The 21,896-nt window shown below is 40.1% G+C and carries 23 protein-coding genes; 16 read left to right on the forward strand and 7 right to left on the reverse strand.

The window, feature by feature from the left end; all coding sequences use genetic code 11:
* Positions 1–41: 41 nt before the first annotated feature.
* Positions 42–521, reverse strand: a complete 480-nt coding sequence (gene greB, locus I6E85_RS16970; protein ID WP_007584978.1) for a transcription elongation factor GreB — start codon at positions 519–521, stop codon at positions 42–44.
* Positions 522–716: 195 nt separating this feature from the next.
* Between greB and ompR the strand changes: the two genes are divergently transcribed.
* Together ompR and envZ are read left to right on the forward strand one after the other, a co-directional pair.
* Positions 717–1,436 (forward strand): two-component system response regulator OmpR, encoded by a 720-nt coding sequence (ompR, locus tag I6E85_RS16975; RefSeq protein ID WP_002959552.1) that lies wholly within the window; start codon positions 717–719, stop codon positions 1,434–1,436.
* Positions 1,437–1,441: 5 nt separating this feature from the next.
* Positions 1,442–2,755, forward strand: a complete 1,314-nt coding sequence (gene envZ / locus I6E85_RS16980; protein ID WP_007584979.1) for a two-component system sensor histidine kinase EnvZ — start codon at positions 1,442–1,444, stop codon at positions 2,753–2,755.
* 22 nt (positions 2,756–2,777) lie between these two features.
* On the opposite strand, the gene I6E85_RS16985 is transcribed toward envZ, so the two are convergent.
* A complete protein-coding gene (locus I6E85_RS16985) occupies positions 2,778–4,820 on the reverse strand; it encodes a glycoside hydrolase family 97 protein (RefSeq protein WP_024591382.1) in 2,043 nt (680 codons plus the stop codon).
* A 158-nt stretch (positions 4,821–4,978) separates the two neighbouring features.
* Here I6E85_RS16985 and I6E85_RS16990 point away from each other — a divergent pair, with 158 nt between their 5' ends.
* Together I6E85_RS16990 and I6E85_RS16995 are read left to right on the forward strand one after the other, a co-directional pair.
* Positions 4,979–5,602, forward strand: a complete 624-nt coding sequence (locus I6E85_RS16990; protein ID WP_024591381.1) for a plastocyanin — start codon at positions 4,979–4,981, stop codon at positions 5,600–5,602.
* Positions 5,592–6,824, forward strand: coding sequence for a hypothetical protein (locus I6E85_RS16995; protein WP_024591380.1), 1,233 nt, complete (start codon positions 5,592–5,594; stop codon positions 6,822–6,824). The genes I6E85_RS16990 and I6E85_RS16995 overlap by 11 nt, the downstream gene beginning before the upstream one ends.
* A gap of 221 nt (positions 6,825–7,045) precedes the next feature.
* Here I6E85_RS16995 and speE read toward each other — a convergent pair whose 3' ends face one another.
* Positions 7,046–7,909 carry a polyamine aminopropyltransferase gene (gene speE / locus I6E85_RS17000; RefSeq protein WP_197237176.1) on the reverse strand — a complete coding sequence of 288 codons (864 nt, stop codon included), beginning with the start codon at positions 7,907–7,909 and terminating at the stop codon, positions 7,046–7,048.
* A gap of 198 nt (positions 7,910–8,107) precedes the next feature.
* On the opposite strand from speE, the gene speA reads away from it, so the two are divergent.
* Genes speA through I6E85_RS17020 form a run of 4 tightly spaced genes read left to right on the forward strand, consistent with a single transcriptional unit; the run spans position 8,108 to position 13,129 of the window.
* Positions 8,108–9,988, forward strand: a complete 1,881-nt coding sequence (gene speA, locus I6E85_RS17005) for a biosynthetic arginine decarboxylase (protein ID WP_024591379.1) — start codon at positions 8,108–8,110, stop codon at positions 9,986–9,988.
* 60 nt (positions 9,989–10,048) lie between these two features.
* Positions 10,049–10,927, forward strand: a complete 879-nt coding sequence (locus tag I6E85_RS17010; protein WP_197237180.1) for an acyltransferase — start codon at positions 10,049–10,051, stop codon at positions 10,925–10,927.
* 25 nt (positions 10,928–10,952) lie between these two features.
* Complete coding sequence (locus I6E85_RS17015; RefSeq protein ID WP_197103292.1) at positions 10,953–11,873, forward strand: acetyltransferase; 921 nt, start codon at positions 10,953–10,955, stop codon at positions 11,871–11,873.
* Positions 11,870–13,129 (forward strand): mechanosensitive ion channel family protein, encoded by a 1,260-nt coding sequence (locus I6E85_RS17020; protein WP_007584595.1) that lies wholly within the window; start codon positions 11,870–11,872, stop codon positions 13,127–13,129. The genes I6E85_RS17015 and I6E85_RS17020 overlap by 4 nt, the downstream gene beginning before the upstream one ends.
* On the opposite strand, the gene chrA is transcribed toward I6E85_RS17020, so the two are convergent.
* The gene (gene chrA, locus I6E85_RS17025; RefSeq protein WP_024591376.1) at positions 13,086–14,240 is read right to left on the reverse strand and encodes a chromate efflux transporter; all 1,155 of its coding nucleotides are present in this window, start codon (positions 14,238–14,240) and stop codon (positions 13,086–13,088) included. The two genes, I6E85_RS17020 and chrA, sit on opposite strands and share 44 nt — an antisense overlap.
* 190 nt (positions 14,241–14,430) lie before the next feature.
* Here chrA and I6E85_RS17030 point away from each other — a divergent pair, with 190 nt between their 5' ends.
* The gene (locus I6E85_RS17030) at positions 14,431–15,063 is read left to right on the forward strand and encodes an OmpA family protein (RefSeq protein ID WP_007584604.1); all 633 of its coding nucleotides are present in this window, start codon (positions 14,431–14,433) and stop codon (positions 15,061–15,063) included.
* Here the strand turns inward: I6E85_RS17030 and I6E85_RS17035 are convergent.
* Positions 15,060–16,838: an ABC transporter transmembrane domain-containing protein gene (locus I6E85_RS17035; protein ID WP_024591375.1), complete on the reverse strand. Its 1,779-nt coding sequence runs from the start codon at positions 16,836–16,838 to the stop codon at positions 15,060–15,062. The two genes, I6E85_RS17030 and I6E85_RS17035, sit on opposite strands and share 4 nt — an antisense overlap.
* Before the next feature lie 88 nt (positions 16,839–16,926).
* Here I6E85_RS17035 and I6E85_RS17040 point away from each other — a divergent pair, with 88 nt between their 5' ends.
* From I6E85_RS17040 to I6E85_RS17060, 5 genes are all read left to right on the forward strand, one after another.
* Positions 16,927–17,325, forward strand: coding sequence for a DUF3224 domain-containing protein (locus I6E85_RS17040; protein ID WP_024591374.1), 399 nt, complete (start codon positions 16,927–16,929; stop codon positions 17,323–17,325).
* A gap of 15 nt (positions 17,326–17,340) precedes the next feature.
* Positions 17,341–17,526, forward strand: coding sequence for a hypothetical protein (locus I6E85_RS17045; RefSeq protein WP_024591373.1), 186 nt, complete (start codon positions 17,341–17,343; stop codon positions 17,524–17,526).
* Positions 17,527–17,534: 8 nt separating this feature from the next.
* Complete coding sequence (locus I6E85_RS17050) at positions 17,535–18,152, forward strand: LysE family translocator (protein WP_024591372.1); 618 nt, start codon at positions 17,535–17,537, stop codon at positions 18,150–18,152.
* Positions 18,153–18,218: 66 nt separating this feature from the next.
* On the forward strand, positions 18,219–18,764 hold the full coding sequence (locus tag I6E85_RS17055; protein ID WP_007584611.1) for a PH domain-containing protein: 546 nt from the start codon (positions 18,219–18,221) through the stop codon (positions 18,762–18,764).
* Positions 18,765–18,801: 37 nt separating this feature from the next.
* Positions 18,802–19,197 (forward strand): DUF1801 domain-containing protein, encoded by a 396-nt coding sequence (locus tag I6E85_RS17060; protein WP_024591371.1) that lies wholly within the window; start codon positions 18,802–18,804, stop codon positions 19,195–19,197.
* 21 nt (positions 19,198–19,218) lie between these two features.
* On the opposite strand, the gene I6E85_RS17065 is transcribed toward I6E85_RS17060, so the two are convergent.
* Positions 19,219–19,563 carry a rhodanese-like domain-containing protein gene (locus I6E85_RS17065; RefSeq protein ID WP_024591370.1) on the reverse strand — a complete coding sequence of 115 codons (345 nt, stop codon included), beginning with the start codon at positions 19,561–19,563 and terminating at the stop codon, positions 19,219–19,221.
* Positions 19,564–19,848: 285 nt separating this feature from the next.
* On the opposite strand from I6E85_RS17065, the gene I6E85_RS17070 reads away from it, so the two are divergent.
* The gene (locus I6E85_RS17070; RefSeq protein ID WP_010554926.1) at positions 19,849–20,157 is read left to right on the forward strand and encodes a helix-turn-helix transcriptional regulator; all 309 of its coding nucleotides are present in this window, start codon (positions 19,849–19,851) and stop codon (positions 20,155–20,157) included.
* On the opposite strand, the gene I6E85_RS17075 is transcribed toward I6E85_RS17070, so the two are convergent.
* Complete coding sequence (locus I6E85_RS17075; RefSeq protein WP_024591369.1) at positions 20,150–20,827, reverse strand: nitroreductase family protein; 678 nt, start codon at positions 20,825–20,827, stop codon at positions 20,150–20,152. The two genes, I6E85_RS17070 and I6E85_RS17075, sit on opposite strands and share 8 nt — an antisense overlap.
* Positions 20,828–21,014: 187 nt before the next feature.
* On the opposite strand from I6E85_RS17075, the gene I6E85_RS17080 reads away from it, so the two are divergent.
* Positions 21,015–21,896 (forward strand): ABC transporter ATP-binding protein, encoded by an 882-nt coding sequence (locus I6E85_RS17080; protein WP_024591368.1) that lies wholly within the window; start codon positions 21,015–21,017, stop codon positions 21,894–21,896.

The following is a 21,896-nucleotide window of genomic DNA, read 5'->3' on the forward strand; positions in this document are numbered from 1 at the left end:
TTTACACAATCAAAAGTTAACATGATCTGAATCAAAACTTTTTATTTCTTTTTTTGGTAATCGATACTGTTTACATACCACTGCTTTTTACCCTGAGGAGTAGGTACTTCAAAATCGTCATCTACTTGTTTTTTAATCAGCGCCCGCGCCATAGGTGAGTCTATTGATATGTAATCTTTTCGGTCGTAAATTTCATCAGGTCCGACAATTCTGAATTTTTTAGTTTCACCTTCTTCGTTTTCAATTTCGACCCATGCACCAAAAAACACTTTTCCATCTTGAACGGGAGAGTAGTCGATGATTTTTAAATCAGGTATGCGTTTGCGTAAATAGCGTACACGACGGTCAATTTGGCGTAGCAAACGCTTGTTATATTGATAGTCTGCGTTCTCAGAGCGATCTCCGAGGCTGGCTGCCCAACTAACTATTTTTGTTACTTCTGGGCGTTTAACGTTCCATAGTTGGTCGTGTTCTTGTTGTAATTGTAAGTAACCTTCGCGGGTAACTAAATTTGTTTTCATGGTGAATTCTTTATTAGCTCTAATGGTGTGCACGTTATTAAATTTGCCAAAACTTGTCGAGCGTAAAATGTAATAAAGTACGAGTAAGTAAGCTTTGAAATGTTCAGTAACAATCTAAGCAAGTAATTAGTTTTTGATTATTAAGTTTTTCATTTATATTAACTAGTAATTGGATATAAAAATAAGAAAGAGATTATGGGACACGAAACCACAAAAGTATTAGTTGTTGATGACGATATGCGCTTACGCAGTTTGCTTGAACGTTATTTAGTAGAGCAAGGCTTTATTGTTAGAACCGCAGGAAACTCGGAGCAAATGGATAGACTCCTAGAGCGAGAAAACTTTCACTTAATGGTTCTCGATTTAATGCTCCCAGGCGAAGATGGCTTATCTATTTGCCGCCGTTTACGCCAAAAAGAAAATGAAATTCCTATTGTTATGCTTACTGCAAAGGGCGACGAAGTAGATCGCATTATTGGTCTTGAACTTGGCGCTGACGATTACATTCCAAAACCATTTAACCCACGTGAGCTACTTGCTCGCATAAAAGCAATTTTACGTCGCCGAGCAAAAGAAGTGCCAGGCGCACCTGCTGCTGAAGAAAACTTAATCGCTTTTGGTAAATTTACGCTTAATTTAGCAACGCGCGAAATGAGTGAAGGGGATAAAACAATATCGCTTACCAGTGGTGAGTTTGCAGTGCTTAAAGCGCTTGTTTCGCATCCACGTGAGCCACTTAGCCGCGATAAGCTAATGAACTTAGCGCGTGGCCGCGATTACAGTGCGCTTGAGCGAAGCATTGATGTGCAAGTGTCGAGACTTCGCCGCATGATTGAAGTAGATGCTGCCAATCCGCGATATATTCAAACCGTTTGGGGTTTGGGGTATGTGTTTGTTCCCGACGGTGAAAAGTAATATTTATGGGCATGTTTCCGCGCAGTGCTTTTGGACAAACTGTTTTTTTAGTGGCGGCTCTGCTGCTCATAAATCAAATAGTGTCTTATGTTACGGTTAGTTTTTATGTTGTAAAACCAACCATTGAGCAAGTTAACTTGATGCTTGCTAAGCAAATTAAAACAGTATTTATTGACTGGGAAGATGGCGTTGAAATAAACGACGAAGTATCTGCAAAGTTTTTTGAAATTACCGGCATTGAAGTCATGACGCAGCGCGAAGCAATGCGCCAAGGGCTTGGGCAAAGCCGCGAATATTCTATGCTATCGCGTAGCATGACTGAGCAACTTGGTGGTTATTCTCGTGTACGTATTAGCCAAACTGATCCGTTGATTTATTGGGTTGAAGCACCGCAAGCGCCAGGTTATTGGGTAAAAGTACCGCTTAAAGGCTTTAAAGAGAACAACTTAGAGTTTTTAACTTTTTACTTATCAAGTATTGGCTTTTTAAGTGTGCTGGGTGGGTGGTTGTTTGCAAGGCACCTTAATAGACCATTAAAAGCACTGCAACAAGCTGCAGTGAAAGTGGGTAAAGGCGACTTTTCTACCAAGTTAGAAGAACAAGGCTCAACAGAAGTAATAGAAGTAACGCGCGCGTTTAACCAAATGTCGCGCGGAATTGCCGCACTTGAAAACGACCGCCGTTTACTAATGGCCGGTGTATCTCATGATTTACGTACGCCGCTTACGCGTATTCGTTTAGCTACCGAAATGATGGTTGATGAAGACGACTATCTCCGTGAAGGTATTATTTACGATATAGAAGACATGAACGGGATTATTGATCAGTTTATTGAGTATCTACGCCACCATAAACGTGAAGAACTAAGTTGCGAAGATATCAATGCTTTAGTTGCCGAGGTTGTCAATTCTGAGCTTCAGCATCAACGTACTATTACGTTTAAAAGTAATCCAAATATAGGCAATATACCGTTAAGCTCTGTGGCTATTAAACGTGTAATTACCAACATGATTGGTAATGCGCTGCGTTATTCTGAGGGCGATATTGAAGTACTTAGCTACTTTAATTCAAACAAAAAGTATGTAGTTATCGCTGTAAACGATAATGGCCCCGGCATTCCTGAAAACGAACTAGAGTCTGTTTTTGAGCCTTTTAAACAAGGCGATGCTGCACGAGGAAGTGAAGGCAGTGGTTTAGGCCTTGCTATTATTAAACGCATTGTTGATATGCACGACGGTAAAGTAAAGCTAGAAAACCGCCCAGAAGGCGGTTTAAGTGCACAAGTATATTTGCCAATAAAGGTATCAACCCCTGCATAGTAAATGCAGGGGGCCCATTATATTAAAGTGCTTTAAAACGAATAGCTGTACCGCCACTAGTGGCTAATTTAAGCGTTAGTTTATCGCTTGCAGTTACAACACGTTTTTCGATAGCTAGATCGTACGGATTGTTTTTCCACTCTGCGCTTTTACCATCTTTATAAATTTGTGCTTCAAACTTTTTGCCTTGCTCTAAAAAGTCGAGTTTTACCTCAATTGTTCTGGCTTTTTCGTCAGTAACAGCACCTAAGTACCAATCATTTCCTGAGTATTTAGTGCTTTTACGTTCTTTACGAGCGAATACAATAAAGTCGCCTACTTCACCATCAATAGCAATACTTTGCTGCCAATCTGTTGGTACGTCTTGAATGAATTGAAACGCATCGGGCTTAGCCAAATAGTTTTTAGGTAAGTCGGCAGCCATTTGAATTGGGCTATACAAAACAACATAAAGTGCAAGTTGTTTGGCAAGTGTAGTTTGTGGACGGTTTGTATCGCCTCCTAAACCATTAAAGCTCATATCAAAAATACCTGGCGTAAAGTCCATTGGTCCTGCAAGCATGCGGGTAAAAGCAAGCATTGGTACATGCTCTGGTGGGTTAGGTGGTGAACCCCATGCATTATACTCTTGTCCGCGTGCACCTTCGCGCGCAATCCAGTTTGGATAAGTACGGCGCAGGCCTGTATCTTTAATTGGCTCGTGAGTATTAATGCTAATTTTATGCTTAGCCGCAAGTTTTACGTTATAAAGGTATTCGTTAACCATAAACTGGCCGTCATGCCATTCGTGGCGAGCAATACCGTTTTTGTCTATACGTTTTATATTTCCGCCATCGGCTACATAACCTGTTTTTACTTGGCTTACGTTTGATTTTTCGTAAAGGGCAAAAGCATCTTCCATTTGGTCACGGTAGTTGCTTACATTGCCTGATGTTTCATGGTGGCCAATGAGCTGTACGCCTTTTTCTTTGCCGTATTGAGTCAGTGCTGCTATATCAAAGTCGTCGTACGGTTTGGTAAAGTTAAATACATCGCCATTAAAATACCAATCGCCATCCCAACCAATATTCCAGCCTTCAACGAGTACGCCATCAAAACCATACTGCGCTGCAAAATCCATATAGTATTTTGTGGTTTGCGTAGTGGCGCCGTGTTTTTTACCACTACCCCAAGTTTGCGTGTTTATATGCATACCCCACCAAATACCCACGTATTTGCCAGGCTTAACCCACGACACGTCACCGAGTTTATTAGGCTCGTTTAGGTTTAGTATTATATCTGAATTAACTAAGCCAACAGCGCTGTCGGCTATTTGAATGGTGCGCCATGGTGTTTTAAAAGCACCTTGTTTTTTAACTGCAACACCATCTGACCACGGTGTTAAATCGGCAGTGAACGTACCAGAGCGGCGTTGATTAAGCACCATGCCTGCGTAATCAACAAGTGCGGCTTCATGAATACTAATATGAGTACCGTCACTTGTTTTAAACGTAAATGGTGTGTGAGCTAGTGGAGCTTCGTTAAGTGGGGTAGTGTTGTAAACATATTCGTAGCGGTTCCAGCCACGAGCAGGTATCCACCATGCTGTTGCATCATGGCTATTGTTTATTGCAAATTCAGTTAACTCTTTGGTTATTTCTGTATGTTCGAACCCGGCTTGTTGTGGTACTTCGTATCGAAAACCTACACCACTATCAAATGCTTTAAATCGAATAGTGTAGGTACCTTTATTTGGCTCGTTTTTTGTAAAGGTAACGGCTACTTCGTTATATTCGTCAACAACGTTTTGGCGTTCGCCCCAGGGTTGTTGCCACTGCGAGTTAACGCTTTGTTGTTCAATGCTTTTAATTTTAAAGCCGTCGCTAAAAGCTGCTTGTGTTTTAAATTCAAACCCCAGTAAAGATTTGTTTATAACCGCTTTGTTTTTAAATTTTATTGCGTAGCTTGGCGTGTTGTTTTCGTCAGAGATGCTTACTGTTATTTGTGTGTCTGGCGATTTTAGCTCTACGGTTTGTCCGTAGCTATTACTAGCAAAGGCTAAAAGCACAAGTGCTGGTATTCTCATGGTGTGTCCTTAGATGAGTCGGTGGTGACATCTAAGGATAATGACTGTTGATGATTAATACGACTGCTTACATACGTATTCAATGTTTTAAAAAATAGAAAGAATTTGGTGGCTTAATCGGTCTATAATGTAAACAAATTGATAATAGCGACAAGAAAATGATAAAAAGCTTACTTTGTGTATTTTTACTAAGTGTTAGTACTGGAGTTTTTGCAGCAAATATTACAATTAAAAATGCTAATAATGACCCATTACCTAATGCTGTTGTATGGCTAACTGCAGGAGACCCCTCTAGCGTTATTCCTCCAGAAGCACCTTATGCGATGACCCAGCAAAATCGAGAATTTAAGCCGCGTATTTTAGTTGTCCCGCAAAATGCAAAGGTAGAGTTTCCGAATGCGGACTCAATCATGCATCATGTTTATTCATTTTCTAAAGCCAAAACGTTCGAATTAAAGCTATATAAGGAGCACCCAAAAGCGCCCATTACTTTTGATCAAACGGGTGTTGTTGAGCTTGGCTGTAATATTCATGATTGGATGTTAGGTTATATTGTGGTGGTAGATAGTACTATTTTTGCAATCACTGATGAAAACGGGAATGTTGATTTAAATGCCAATGCAGGCGAATACACGTTAAGTGTTTGGCATTCTGGATTTAGTGATATTAGTAAGGTTGAATCTCAAACTATTACTGTGGCTACTAACCCGATCACTTATAAAGTAAAGCAGGAAATTGCGGAGCAAATTGATTTTGCTACGGATGAATTTGATGACTATTAATCGCTTAATAAGGCTGGCATTTTTAGCCGGTGCTTTATGTTTTAGTAATGCATTGTATGCACAAGTAAAAGGCTTGATACAAATTAGAGCCGTGCAGGGGGACGATATACGTAGCTTCCAAGAGGGCGGTCTTGGGCTATATCGGCACGATACTAAAAGCGACGAACTTATTTTATCCCAAGGTATTTTAGATTTTAATGTTGATTTAGCATCTAGTTGGTCGGCTCATGGGGTGTTAAATGCGAATCAAGATCCTGACGTTGGCCTTGGTTTTACGCAGGCTTATATAAAGTATCAGCCGCTATCTAACAGCAACTATAAATGGCACATGCGCGTGGGGGGCTTTTACCCACTTATGTCGCTTGAAAATCCTGATATAGGGTGGACTTCTCCTTATAACTATACAAACTCAGCTATTAATAGCTGGATAGGCGAGGAAGTACGCACTGTTGGCGCAGAGGTAACTATTAAGCGCCCAGCAAAACGTTTTAACAGCGCTCATAGCTTTAGTTTTGTAGGTGCTACATTTAAAGGCAATGATCCTGCCGGTACTTTACTTGCGTGGCGTGGTTTTGCATTACACGATAGACAAACTACATTTAACGAAAGTATTAAATTTGCGCCTATAGCGGCATTAAATGCATACGAATTACGTTGGCAGGCTAATCAGGTTTTACCGTTTGAAGAGGTAGACGGGCGTTTTGGCTATTACGCTGGCGTACATTGGGATTACTTAAAAAAATCACAATTTCGAATTTATTATTACAACAATAACGGTGACCCAACCACACTCAATATTAGTACAGGGCAGTATGCTTGGGATACTCGCTTTACAAGCGCTGCTTGGCTTTATAAGTTTAATAGTAAAACACGTTTAATAGCACAGGTACTTAATGGTAAAACTGAAATGGGCAGTAACGCATTAATTGATAATGCTTTTTATAGCCATTATTTAATGCTGAGCCATAAAGAAGGCAAACATCGAGTTTCAGTACGTTATGATTATTTTAAAGTTACTGACAACGACACAACCGCGTTTGACCCTAATGCCAGCAATGGGGAAGGCTTAACAGCAACATGGCGCTACCAGCTCACTAATAAACTACAAATAGGGGTTGAAGGTTCTGCACTTAAAAGTGTTGCAAAAAATAGAGAGCCAATTGGATTTAATGAACGAATCTCGCAGCAGCAAATAATGCTAAATGCGCAATGGCGTTTTTAAAAGTATAAAAAAGGGAGCATTTAAATGCTCCCTTTTTAGTTTAATAAAATTGGTATAGATTATACCAACCTGCATAAATCTTTGATCAATTTAACGAATTAAATTGCACTATAACGTCGTTAAAAATTTTTTATTTAGAACAACTAGATACAAAAATTTCTGCCTAGTTCTAGCGTAATTTTCTTAACGTTAAATAGACCCCATATATAAGCAGATTGGTATTATTTTTTATCGAATGCGCGTTTCATGTAGTTAGGTGTAGCGAGTGCACCATGGTGAATACCGTTGTTATAGTACTCGCTGTGCTGTGCAATATTTGCAGCTGCATCTTCTCTAAAACCGTCAAATGCTTGTGATTTACGTGCAAGTGTTACTGACCATAAACCGCTTGGGTAAATTGGTTGTGGAAATGGTAATGTTTGTAAATCGTTAAAGCCTACGCTTAACATTGCTTCGCGCATTTCAACTAATAATGGCATGTGCATAAGTGGTGATTCGCTTTGTTGTACTAAAATACCACCTGGGCGCAGTGCATCTAAACAGCTTGTGTAAAACGCATGATTAAATAAACCCTCACCTGGACCTACCGGATCTGTGCCATCAACAATCACTACGTCGATAGATTCGCCAGCGGCTTCGCGCATGTATTTAATACCGTCGTCAAACATAACAGTTGCACGGGCGTCGTTATTAGATTCACAAAGCTCTGGGAAGTATTTTAACGACATTTTCGTTACTACTTCGTCGATATCTATTTGCGTTACAGTTTCTACGCCTGGGTGTTTTAATACTTCGCGTAAAGTACCGCAGTCGCCGCCGCCAATAATAACGACGTTTTTAGGGTTTGGATGCGCTAAAAGTGCAGGGTGGCTGATCATCTCATGATAAAAGAAGTTTTCGCGGGTTGTTACCATAGTACACCCGTCGATGATCATTAAATTACCAAAGTCTGTGGTTTCAAACATTTCTACCTTTTGAAAAGGAGACTGTTTTTCATCTAACTTTTTATTAATACGTAATGAAAATGCGCTGCCATCGCGGTCGCTAATTTCAGTAAACCACTTACTTTGATCTAAATTTGCCATAGTTACTATTACACTTTTTAGGTTGAGTATGAAAAAGGGGCAATTCTGCCAGTGCTTGGCGTTTTGCTCAATGACATTTTAACTGATTTGACGAATAAAGTTAGTTAGGAGTGAGTGAAAGTTCAATTTTTGTTAGCCTAGTGGATAGTGACGTATTAAAATGCGCCTTTATACCTAATTGACTAAAGAAGAGTTGCCATGACCTGGGGTTTAGAAACAGCACGCGCCACTTATAACGTTGCTCATTGGAGTGATGGTTATTTTGATATTAACGCACAAGGCGAACTGGTGGCTTACCCAGATGGCGACCAAACAAAACCGGCCATTTCTTTAACGCAATTAACTGAGCAGTTTAAGCAACAAGGTTTAACGCTGCCGGTTTTAGTACGCTTTACCGATATTTTAAAAAATCGTGTAGACACCCTTACTAACGCGTTTACGCAAGCGCGAGCAAATCGTGAATATAACGGAAAATACACCTGTGTTTACCCAATTAAAGTAAATCAGCAACGTTCTGTAGTAAGTAAACTATTAGCGCATCCAAGCGGGCTTGTTGGCCTAGAAGCAGGCTCAAAGCCAGAACTTATGGCTATTTTGGGTGTAGCAAAAGAGCCAATCACAATAGTGTGTAACGGCTATAAAGACAGTGAGTTTTTACGCCTAGCGTGTATTGGTCAAGCAATGGGCCACAGCGTAAAAATTGTGGTAGAAAAGCTTTCAGAACTGACCACACTACTTGAAGAAATAGACAACCTAGGCATTGAACCGGCTATTGGTATTCGCATTCGCCTAAACTCAGTAGGCAAAGGCAAGTGGCAAAACACGGGCGGCGAAAAAGGCAAGTTTGGTTTAACAGCAGGCCAAGTACTAAGTGCTGTTGAAGTGCTTAAAAAGCATAATAAGCTGCACTTAATGCAAATGGTGCATTTTCATATTGGTTCTCAAATTGCCAATATTCGTGATATTCACCGTGCTTTACGTGAATGTGCACGCCACTTTGCTGAGCTTACACAATTAAACGTACCGTTAAATACCGTTGATGTGGGCGGCGGCTTAGGTGTTGATTACGAGGGCTCTGGCTCGCGTAGTGCATGTTCAATGAATTACACCGTAGAAGAGTATGCGCGTAACGTAGTGAATGCATTTGCAGAAGTGTGCGATCAGCATAACCTTACGCATCCGGCCATTATCACCGAGTCGGGGCGTGCTTTAACTGCTCACCATGCGGTATTAATTACCGATGTAATTGACGTAGAAAAAGCGCCTAATCATTTAAATCCAGAGCCACCGCTTGAAAATAGCGCATTAGTGCTTGATGAAATGTGGCAGTGTTTACAGCGTTTAAACCCGCGTATGGCATTAGAGATCTATCACGACGCTATGCACTTATTTAGCGAAGCGCACGATCAGTACGTGCATGGCTTAGTAAGCATGCTAGAGTGGGCGAAAATAGAGCAGCTTTACTTTACTATTTTACATCGTGTGCGGGCATCGCTTAGTAATAACGCGCGCGCGCACCGTGAAGTACTCGACGATTTAAACGAAAAGCTTGCTGATAAACTCTTTGTTAACTTTTCATTATTTCAGTCGTTGCCTGATGTATGGGGTATTCAGCAGTTGTTTCCTGTTATGCCAATCGAAAACTTAACTCAGCCACTGACTCAGCGCGCGATTATTCAAGATATTACCTGCGATTCTGACGGGCAGATTCGTGAATACGTTGAAGGCGCTGGTATCGAAACCAGCCTACCAATACCAGAATATAAGCATGGCGAGCAATACCACATTGCTATGTTTATGGTAGGCGCGTATCAAGAGATTTTAGGTGATTTACATAACCTATTTGGTGACACTGATTCGGTGCACGTAGAGCTTAACGACGAAGGTTATGTGTTAACCAATGCTATAAAAGGTGATAGCGTTAAGGATGTATTAAAGTTTGTTGACTATGATAGCGCCATTTTAGCTGACAACTTTGCGTACCAAGTTAATAAACTTGATGTATCGACGCAGTGTAAAGAAGGTTATTTAGCTGAGCTTAATGCAGGCCTTGAAGGCTATACCTATTTTGAAGATTAATTTGTAAGCAACTGAAAGCGCAGTATTAGTGGCTGCGCAATGTTTAAAGGAATGGAAGTAATGTCAGTTATTCGCAGTGTATTTAGTATTATTTTTTACACAATAAACACACTTTTTTGGTTTGTGCCTATTTTTGTTTGTGGGCTTATAAAGCTTATCCCTATTAAGCCTCTACAAAAGCTTATGAGCTGGGCAGCTAAGCAATTTGCAACTATTTGGGTTGCCTTTAATAGCTTAAATCAAGCGTTATTCACGCCAACTAAACTTAATGTAACTGGCCTTGAAGACCTTAAACTAAAAGATTGGTATCTAGTAATTGCAAATCACCAAAGCTGGGTCGATATTTTAGTATTACAGCGTGTGTTTAATCGTAAAATTCCATTTTTAAACTTCTTTTTGAAAAAAGAGCTTATTTACGTGCCTATTTTAGGTTTGTGTTGGTGGGCGCTTGATTTTCCGTTTATGACTCGCACGAGTAAAAGCCAATTAAAAAAGAATCCAAAGCTGCGTGGCAAAGATTTAGAAACCACACGTAAAGCCTGCGAAAAATTTAAAGAGATGCCAGTAAGTGTGGTTAACTTTGTAGAAGGCACTCGTTTTACTACGCAAAAGCATGAGCGCCAGAATAGCCCGTTCCCACATTTATTAAAACCAAAAGCGGGCGGTATTGCTTTTGTAATGCAAGCAATGGGCGAGCAAATTACTAAAGTGGTTAACGTCACCATTCAGTACCCAGATGGTATTCCTACTTTTATGGATTTTGCTGGTGGTAAGGTAAAAAATATCAACGTACACGTGGAAGTAAGGCCAGTAAGCGCAGAGCTTATTGGTGACTACACAGGTGATTCTGAATTTAGAGTTCGCTTTCAAAGCGAGTTAAACCGCTTATGGGAAAACAAAGAGCAAACACTGCAATCGCTCGAAAAAACCCATAAGTAAAAGGTAAAAATATGAGCTTACAGTTATGCTAAAAAAGTGGTTACCAAATTGGCTTAACGGCTTAATTGTAGGCTGCGTATTGTTTTCTAACATGATACTTTTTGGCTCGCTAGTATTTGTACTAGGGCTTATTAAGTTATTACTGCCTTTGCCTGTGGTTAACTCTATATTACACAGCGCTTACCGAGGTTGGTGTAACGGCAACCGTTTAGGGCTTTGGTTAGGTTGCCCTAACATTGTGGTTGATATAAGTGGCGACTTAAACTCAAAAAGTTGGTATTTACTTATTTGTAACCACGCGAGTTGGTTAGATATAACTGTACTTAGCTCATTACATGCATTGCCTGCCCCTAAGTTCTTTTTAAAAGACGGGTTAAAATACATGCCTTTTATTGGCACTGGTGCGTGGGCTATGGGTATGCCGTTTATGAAACGGGTAAGCAAAGCGCAACTAGCTAAAAATCCAAAGTTGAAAGGGTTGGATGTAGAGCGCACGAAGCGTAGCTGTCGTAATTTTCGTCATCACCCTACTACCATCATTAATTTTGTTGAAGGTACACGCTATACGCCAGCCAAACATAAACTGCAACAAAGTCCTTTTAAGTATTTATTAAAGCCTAAAGCTGGCGGCATTGCTTTTGCGCTTGAAGTATTAGCCGATCAATTTGATGCCATGCTTAATACAAGTTTAGTATATAGCGGTAAGACAGATCACGTTTGTCGTAACTTGCTAAAAGGTGAGCTAGATTCTATTTATGTTTCAATAGACGTAACGCCCATTAATGACAATATGCAGGGCAGCTATCAAAGCGATGACGTATTTAAAGTTAATTTTCAACATTATGTGAATGAGCTATGGGTTGCTAAAGATCAGCAGCTTGCCGACATTTATGCTCAACAAGATTTACCTGAACCACAAATCAGTAAGGAAATTGAAACACTATGACCAACACCCATCTTCAGGAATTAATTGCTCCTTGGTTTGAAAAAGTACCCGACGCGGATTTTCTTAGCTCAATTACCGCAGTCTCAATAGGGATATTTTCTTTATTGATTGTTTACTTATTTACTCGTAGATTAATGTTACCTGGCATTCAAAAAATAGTGACGAGGCTTTCTCCTGAGCGAATTGGTGCGCTTTCTCCTATGCTTAATAAGCTAAATAAGCGTATTGCCGGAATGCTGTGCTGCGTATTGTTTTTAGCTACGTTTGATAGCGTATACCCAGTTAATGAAATTGCAGGAGAAATACTAAAAACGATAGGACAAGCTTTGCTTATTATTTATGCTGGTTTTATTTTTAGCAGTATTGTGAGCATTGCGGGTACTATTTATAACCAGTTAGAGTTTGCCCGCGAGGTCCCTATTCAGGGCTTAATTCAGGTTGTTAAGCTAATAACCTTTATTGTGTGTGCAATTTTAATTGTGAGCATTTTTCTTGAGAAGTCACCTACTTATATTCTCTCTGGCTTTGGTGCTATTGCTGCCGTTACGTTATTAGTATTTAAAGACACTATTTTAGGCTTTGTAGCCAGTATTCAAATAGCAGCAAATCGCCTAGTAACCTATGGTGATTGGATTCAAGTAGAAAATTACGGCGCCGATGGCGAAGTAATTGATTTGGGTTTAAATACTGTAAAGGTACGTAATTGGGATAACACCATAACAACTATTCCAACTTATATGCTAGTTGCGGGTTCATTTAAAAACTGGCGCGGGATGCAAGAGTCGGGCGGTAGACGTATTAAACGCTCACTCAATATTGATATGCACAGCATTTGTTTAGTGGGTGATGAGTTTAGAAAACAAATTGATGCGGCTATTCCGCTGCACGACTATATTCGAGTGACGACATTACCTGCTCAGGTTTCTAATTTAGGGTTATTTCGTCGCTATGCTGAAGGCTATTTAAAGCAGCACAGTAAAATTAATACGTCGCTTACGTTAATGGTACGAGAGCTACAACCACTAAACCATGGTTTACCTATTGAGTTTTATTGCTTTAGTGAAGACAAACGCTGGATTTCGTACGAGCATTTACAAGCCGAAATAATGGACCATTTACTTGCGGTATTACCCGTGTTTGGGCTTAGGGCATATCAAAGTGTTAGTGGGCAATTAAGCCCACCGAGTGAGCAACAAACAGATAAGCCAACATTTAGAGTGATGGCAAATAGTGTTGTAAAAGACCCACAGCAATAAATAAAGCTAAGAGCCACCAAATAGGTGGCTTTTTAAATCGCAGCCATGCAAATGTAATTATTACTAACGCAACTTGCCAAAGGTTATGCACCGCTGATGTCCAAATTGGCGAATACAGTGCAGCCGCTAAAAAACCGACTACCGCGGCATTAAGCGCTGCTATTGAGCTTGCAAAGCGTGGCTTACTTGCCAAGTTAATCCAGCTCTTCTGAAATGCCAAAATAAGTAAAAAACCAGGCATAAATATAAGCAGTGTAGCTATAAGAGCACCCACTAAAGGTTGTTCTGTAGTAAGTTGTGCGCCTAAGTAAGTAGCAATAGTAAACATAGGCCCAGGCACTGCTTGTGCACTCGCGTAAGCACTTAAAAACTGATCATCACTTAATGCTGGTACGCCAGCTTGAAGTACCGGCAGTACTACGTGTCCGCCGCCGAACACCATTGCACCTGCCTGGTAAAAAGGGGCAAACAAAGCGAACTCATGCCCTAGTGGAATAAAGCTCACACCAAGTAAGAGCGCAAATAATCCCAGTGCAATCCAATTAATATTACTTTTTGTACTGCTAACATTTTCTGTGGCTGTACCAAGTTTTAATAAAGGCCATATAGCACCCATTGTTGCAGCGGTTATTAAAATAGCGATTTGAGTACCCATCATTGGAAATAACACCAAAGCAAGTGTACTCATTACAGCAAGTAACTTAAGCGCAGCACTTGTACAAAAGCTTTTAGCCATACTAAGTGTGGCATCAGCAACTATAACAACGGCAAATAACTTTAAGCCCGCAATAATAGCAAAGTAAACAGCGTCAAACTGATGAGCACTAACCGCAAGTAGCACCATTATTAAAAACGAAGGCAGAGTAAAACCTACAAAAGCAGATATACCGCCCAGTACTCCAGCACGCTCAACACCAATAGCAAAACTAACTTGGCTAGAGCCCGGCCCAGGCAGTGCTTGGCTTAAACTAATAAGTTGTGCGTAACGCGTGTTAGTTAACCAATTTAACGAGTCTACAAAGTGGCGTTTAAAATAACCTAAATGCGCAGCAGGGCCGCCAAAGCTCATACACCCTAGTAAAAAAAACTGTCTAAAAATAGCAATTAACATTGCGCCAATATCCTTTGTAAAATTCATTAAATTGTCACAGCGTAGTATGACATTTTTATTAAAATGGCACATTAGTTTGAGGTCTGTTTAACAATCAAGCAAGATGCGTTGCTTTTAACACTCTCTTCATAGTTTGTTCATACATGTATTTGCATACTCTTGCTAAATTCTTAATGAATAGGGTATCACCATGACTTTAACTAAATCACTTTTAAGCGTAACCGTAGTAGCTGTATTACTTTCTGGTTGTGAAATGAATAACACAGGTAAAGGAGCCGCTATAGGCGCCGCAGCCGGAGGTGTATTAGGTAAGGCTACGGGTAATCATAAAGATAAACGTATTTTTATTGGTGCAGCTATTGGTGCACTGGCGGGCGCTGCTGTTGGCGACTACATGGATAAGCAAGAAGAAGCATTTCGTGATGAGTTAGCGGGTTCAGGTGTTGAAGTAGTGCGTGAAGGCGATAACTTACGTTTAGTAATGCCATCAAACATTACGTTTGCGACTGCTCAGTCTTATATTTCATCAGGCTTTAACGATACGTTAGATGCGATTGCTAAAGTGATGAACAAATACGAAAAAACCTACCTTAGTGTGCAAGGGCATACTGACAGTACGGGTAAAGATAGCTTCAACATGAACCTATCGCGTGAACGCGCACAAAGTGTGAAAGACTACTTAGTGAACCAACAAATTATGGCTACACGTGTTAGCACTATGGGCTATGGCGAAACACGCCCAATTGCAACTAATGATAGTGCAAATGGCCGTGCTCAAAACCGTCGCGTAGAAATTCAGATAGTGCCAAATACCGAAGGTTAATCCTTATTAAACTGTAATTCACACAGTTTTTGATACAACGGGTTACTTGCTAACAACTCTTGGTGAGTACCCGTTGCTATGATTTCCCCATTTTCCATCACTACAATTACATCGGCATGTTTTACCGTTGCCAGCCTATGGGCAATTATTAACGTTGTTCTGTTTTGCATTAAATGCTCAAGTGCAGCTTGTACATGGTGTTCGCTTTGCGCATCCAGCGCGCTGGTGGCTTCATCAAGAAGAAGTATTTCAGGGTCTTTTAATATGGCACGTGCAAGCACAATACGCTGCTTTTGCCCACCCGATAACCTCACACCCTGCTCACCTAAAAAGCTGTTATAACCTTGCGGTAACTGTTTGATAAATTCATCGGCATGCGCATACTTTGCTGCGGCATATACTTGCTCATCGGTTGCACTTGGGTTGCCGTAGCGGATGTTATGCATTACGTCGGAGCTAAATAAAATAGGGTTTTGCGCTACCATGCCCATTTTATTACGCAGAGTATTAAGCGATAAATCTTTAATGTTTACATCTTTAAACTTAATAGCTCCGCTAGCCGGATCGTAAAAACGTTGTAGCAATTCAAATAACGTTGTTTTACCTGCGCCAGAAGGGCCAACAATTGCCACGGTTTGGCCTTGATTTATATTTAGGCTTATTTTATTAAGCGCGCTTACGTCTGGGCGAGAAGGATAGTTAAAGCTTATATTTTCAAGCGTAATAGCAGGGCTACTACTATCTTTCAGTAAGCTGTCGTCTTGTGGATCTAGTGGGTTTTCTATCTCACTTTTAACAGCAAGTAACTCAAGTAACCTTGCCGCCGCGCCTGCTGCACGTTGTAGTTCGCCATATACTTCAGCAACGGTTGCCACCGACATTGCCACCATAATAGCGTAAAACACAAACGCACCTAGCTCACCACCTGTCATGGTACCTGCAAGTACATCGTTGCCACCTACCCATAGCATAGCGCTAATGGCACTAAAGGTTAAAAAAATCACTACAGCTATTAAAAATGAACGTTGCTTAATACGTTTTTTAGCCACGTTAAAGGCTTTTTCGGTCTCAAGCGCAAAGGCATGCTGCTCTTGTGCTTCGTGGCTATAGCTTTGCACTACTTTAATATTTTGTATGATTTCTCCGGCATAGGTACTTATGTCGGCAATGGCATCTTGGCTAGAGCTTGCTAGTTTACGTACCTTGCGACCAAATATCATCATAGGAACAAGTACCAGCGGTACACAGGCTACAACCACTAAAGTAAGTTTTAAATTAGTAAACAACAGCATAGCTAAGCCACCAATCAACATAAGTACACTGCGCAGTGCCATAGAAAATGATGAGCCGATAATTGATTGCAGTAATGTGGTGTCGGTGGTTAAACGCGACATAAGTTCGCCACTGCGGTTTTCTTCAAAGTAGCTAGGGTGTAGCGTTACAATGCGATTAAACACTGCTTTTCTAATATCGTTACTGACTCGTTCGCCAATCCACGACATTAAATAAAAACGGCTAAAGGTACCGATCGCTAATAAGCTGATTAAGCCAATGAGTACCAGTACAGCTTGCTGTAATTGATCTTTGGAGCCTGCAATAAACCCATGATCAATAACAAACTTAACCCCCTGACCTAGTGATAAGTTAACACCCGCAGTGACCAATAGCGCGGCTAGCGCAGCTACTACCATCCATTTGTAAGGTTTTATAAAAGCAAAAACAGGTAATAAGCTGCTAAAAGCGGCTTTTTCGGATGCAGAGGTGTTTTTTGACATAGTGGATTCTTTTTAAAGGTTAAGGTATAGATATGGCATCATCGGATTAAAAATCAATAGTATTAAATATCATCAATAAGGAATTGTTATGACAACAAAAATAATAAGCGGTGAATTTACAGTGGCTTTAGCGCCTATTGAAGGTTATGCCAAAGGGCAGCAAGGTATTAACTTAGGACGTATGTCGATCGATAAAACATTTAAAGGTGACTTAAATGCTACAAGCCAAGGCGAGATGCTTAGCGCAATGACGTCTACCCAAGGCAGTGCAGGTTACGTGGCAATAGAGCAAGTGATAGGTGAGCTTGAAGGTAAGCAGGGCAGTTTTGTACTGCAACACTTTGGCACTATGAATAAAGGACAAGACAGTCTTATTTTAAATGTTATTCCTGATTCAGGCACAAATGAGCTAAAAGGATTAACTGGCAGTATGAAAATACGCATTGAGCAGGGCATTCACTATTACGACTTTGACTACCGCTTATAAAATGGATAACAAACAATGCAAAAAATAGTAGAATTTAAAAAGCGTGGTTTTTTTAGTAACGGCATTGATGTAGATGCTTTGAATGAGCGCATATACCACTTAAATCAAGAAGGTTGGAAAGTAATAAGTATAAATACTGCGACTGCTTTTCAAGGCCAAATAACGGCCTATATATTATTAATAGAAAACGATGAACTATAAGGATAAGAATGACATTAGCAGCGTGGTTTAGTTTAGTAGTTGTATGCATGATGGGTGCAATGTCGCCAGGCCCAAGCCTTGCAATTGTACTAAAGCATACAATGAGTGGCGGAATGAAAAACGGTATGCTTGCTGCACTTAGCCATGGCGTGGGTGTTGGGCTTTATGCGGCAGCTTCGTTACTTGGTTTGGGGACATTGATGGCTCAGTTTCCAACGGTATACCAAGTACTTGTATATTTAGGCGCTGGGTATTTAGCCTATTTAGGTTTAAAAATACTATTAGCAAAACCCAATAATGACGAACTGCAAGTACAAAAAAGTGAGATAAGCGCAGTTAAAGCATTACAAGATGGCTTTGCCATTGCTTTTTTGAACCCCAAGCTCGCTATTTTCTTTTTAGCCTTGTTCTCACAGTTTATTGACCCGCAAAATCTCACTTTAAGCATTGGCATTATTATGTGCTTAACCGTGTTTGTAATTGATACAGGTTGGTATTTACTAGTTGCAGTACTTACTGAGGTTTCAAAAAATCGCTTTGGTTTTACTAAGCAGAACCCATGGCTTGATAAAATACTGGGGGTTGTGTTTATTGCTCTTGCTATAAAAGTCGTTATTAGTTTGTAAGATTGAGTAGAGATTATTGAAGTTTGCAGAGTGTATTTGTAGTTATATAGATAAAGGATTAAAACAATGACAAAACATATTTTAAAAAGTGCATCTTTCGACCCGAAGGTTCAGCAATACTGGATGCTAATGGCCGCTTTTTTTAGTGTACTAGCGCTGGTGACTATTCCGTTGTTACCCATTGTTTTAGCGATTGTATGGCTGGTGGGCGGGCGAATACTCGCAGCTATGTCGGCTGACTTATTACCACAAAAATTGGTAGTTAAACGTGGCATATTATTTAAAGAAGAAAAATCTATTCCGCTTGAAAAAATAACAGATGTAGGGTTAAGCCAAGGGCCGCTCATGCGAATTTTTGGATTATATCGTTTAAGCTTTGAAACGGCAGGGCAGTCAGGAAATGGTGCTTTAGTGTCTTTGCTTGGTGTGGTTAATGCGAGTGAGTTTAGAGAGGCGATACTTGAGCAAAAAGATGTATTGGCTAATCAAGGTAAAACGTCGCAGCAGGCAACAGAGCAAAGTGAGAAAGAGCTACTGAGAGCACTTACTTATAGTGTTAAAAATATTGAGCAGATGCTACTTGTTTTAGTTGATGAAAGGCAGCAAAAGTAACCTGTTTTAAACTTGTAATACTTATAAGGATGTTTTTATGAATACGGATATAAAAAATATATTTAATAATCATCCTGAGGCAGCTAAAAGTACGCTTATACAATTACGAGAGCTAATTTATACCGTAGCACAAGAGCAAAACTTAGGAGCTGTTGAAGAGTCTTTAAAGTGGGGAGAGCCAAGTTATAACACAATAAATGGTAGCCCCATTCGCGTAGGCTTTAAGGGCTCATCGTGTTATTTGTTTTTTCATTGCCAATCTAAGCTAGTAAGCACATTTAGAGAGTTGTACTCTCATAATCTTATCTTTGAAGGAAATAGAGCAATAGTGTTAAATAGTGAAAAGCCATTACCAGAACACCCAGTTAAAGAGTGTATTAAATTAGCACTGACTTATCACAGCGTTAAACACCTACCTTTGTTAGGCGCATAATTATAAGTACTTAGTAGATACTTAAAATACGCTACATATTTGGTTTGCGTCACAGGTAATAACAGTCACGTTTTCATAACCCACACGCGTTAATGCTTCTGCTCCCAACGTTGCGCGTGCACCACTTGCGCAGTGCACGTAAATAGGGCGAGCTGCGTCTTTTTCTATTTCCATTAGTTTCATCTCGAGTAATCCACGCGGAATATTTATAGCGCCGGCAGCCGATTTTGTCGCGTGCTCTGCAGGTTCTCGCACATCAATAAGTAAACCTTTATTTTGTTCAAGCTCGAGTTTTGCTTGCGCTGCGTCAATACGGCGTTGGTTAGGTGTGATAATTTTTAGTAAGTCAGGGATTGATGTAAGCATTAGTTTGTAAATCCTCTTTTTCTTAAAAAAGACATTAATAGGTGCTACTTGGTATAAGTAGGTTGAATTGAGTTAATACTTATAAATAACGTTAAAAACTGAAAGTTACTTTATATAAAGTAACTTAATAGTGCGGATACTGCTACAGCACTTCCGCCGATTAATAAAATGGCATCGCTAGTTTCATGGCCATCTTAATATTAGTAAAACCTAATGTTAATTATATTAGAACTTACTAATGTAAAAGTCTATACTTAAAAAGGTATCAAAAAGAGAAATAATAAAATGAATATTGAACAACTAGCTGTCAACGCAGAGCAAGCCGAACAGTTTTTAAAATTAATGGCTAACAAAAATCGCTTAATGATTTTATGTAGTTTATTACAAGGTGAGCAAAGTGTAGGTGAGCTAAATAAAAATGTACCTTTAGCACAGTCAGCGTTATCTCAGCATTTAGCAAGTTTACGCAAGGCAGATATGGTTGCTACTCGCAGAGAAGGGCACACTATTTATTACTCATTGACCGATCCAAAAGTTGAGTCGATCATTGCTTTGCTATATGAGTGGTTTTGCCGACAAGAAAATACTAAATAAACGTAGCTATTTCATCGATAGATTTTTTATCCAGTGCATGAGCCGGTATTGTTGCATCATCACTTGGGTAACCTGCAATAAGTAGCATGTATGGGCGTTCGTTATCTTTATCGCGATTACATATGTCGGTTAAAAAGCTCATTGGTTTTGGAGTATGAGTAAGGGTTGCCAAACCAGCACGATGCAAAGCTTGAATTAAAAAGCCGGTAGCTAAACCAACAGACTCATGCACATAATAATTCGTATTTTTATCATCGGTGCTTACGCCCCCCTTTTTTTGACTAAATACAGCTATAAGCCAAGGTGCATGCTCTAAATAAGGCTTATTAGCATCGGTACCTAACGGTTTTAGCGCATCTAACCATTCTTCACCTGCTCTGCCTTCGTAAAAAGAACGCTCTAATTTTTCGGCGGCTTCTCTTATTTGTTTTTTTACATCACTGCTGTTTATAGCCACAAAATGCCAAGGCTGATGATTCGCTCCACTTGGTGCTGTGCCAGCTGCTTTTATACATGCTTCAATAATATTTTTTGGTACTGGGCGATCGCTAAAGCTGCGAATGCTATGGCGGCGTTGGCTGGTTTGTAAAAACTCGTTAGCACGATTTAGCATTTCGTCGTGTGGGTATTCTATAAAGTCGTTTAATGGTTGACTTTGGTGATCTTGCATGGCTTTTCGCTTCTTATAAAAAGTATATGTGGTTTTTATACCGAGTGAATACAGTGCAGGCAAGTGTTATGAGTTTAAATTATGTTTATTTGTTGTTACAAATTTAACTAACAAGTAACTTATGTTCCTGTTTTGCTTGTGATATAAAACATTATAAAAATAATTACTCATATTCAAGGAAGTAAAAATGCTATCAATAACAGGGTTATCTAAAACCTACGATAATGGCGTACATGCACTACAAGGTGTTGATTTATCTATCGGCAAAGGGATGTTTGGATTACTTGGGCCAAATGGCGCAGGTAAATCATCGCTAATGCGTACCATTGCAACACTGCAGTCGGCTGATTCAGGTTCAATTACTTTTGATGGCATTGATGTATTTAAAGACCCACAGGGTCTGCGCCAACGTTTAGGCTACCTCCCGCAAGATTTTGGTGTTTACCCACGCGTTAGTGCTTACGACTTGCTAGATCATATGGCTGTTTTAAAGGGTATTCATAATAAAGCAGAGCGTAAAGAGTCGGTTGAAGGATTACTTGCGCACACTAATTTATATCAACATCGCTCTAAAGCCGTAAGTGGCTTTTCGGGCGGTATGCGCCAGCGTTTTGGTATTGCTCAAGCGTTATTAGGCGACCCTGATTTACTAATCGTTGATGAACCAACAGCAGGGTTAGACCCAGAGGAACGTAATCGATTTCATAACTTGTTAGTAAGCTTAGGTGAGCAAAAAGTCGTTATATTATCGACTCACATTGTTGAAGATGTAGCAGAGCTTTGCCCAAACATGGCCGTACTGGCCGGCGGCAAAATACTATTAGAGGGCAACCCACTTGCCCTTACCGATAAACTCCAAGGGCAAATCTGGCGCAAAGCCATGAGCCAAGAGGAAGCGCTAGAGCTTGAACCGCAACTGCCTGTTATTTCTAAGCGCTTATTTGCAGGGAAAACCATATTACATGTATTAGCCGATCAAGCCCCTGAAGGTTTTGAGCTCAGCAGTGCAAACCTAGAAGATGTGTATTTTTCTACGTTGCTTAATCATCGTAACAGCCAAGTAGCATAA

It is taken from the genome of Pseudoalteromonas sp. NZS71 (assembly GCF_015864715.1).
In the GTDB taxonomy this organism is placed as follows: Bacteria; Pseudomonadota; Gammaproteobacteria; order Enterobacterales; family Alteromonadaceae; genus Pseudoalteromonas; species Pseudoalteromonas arctica.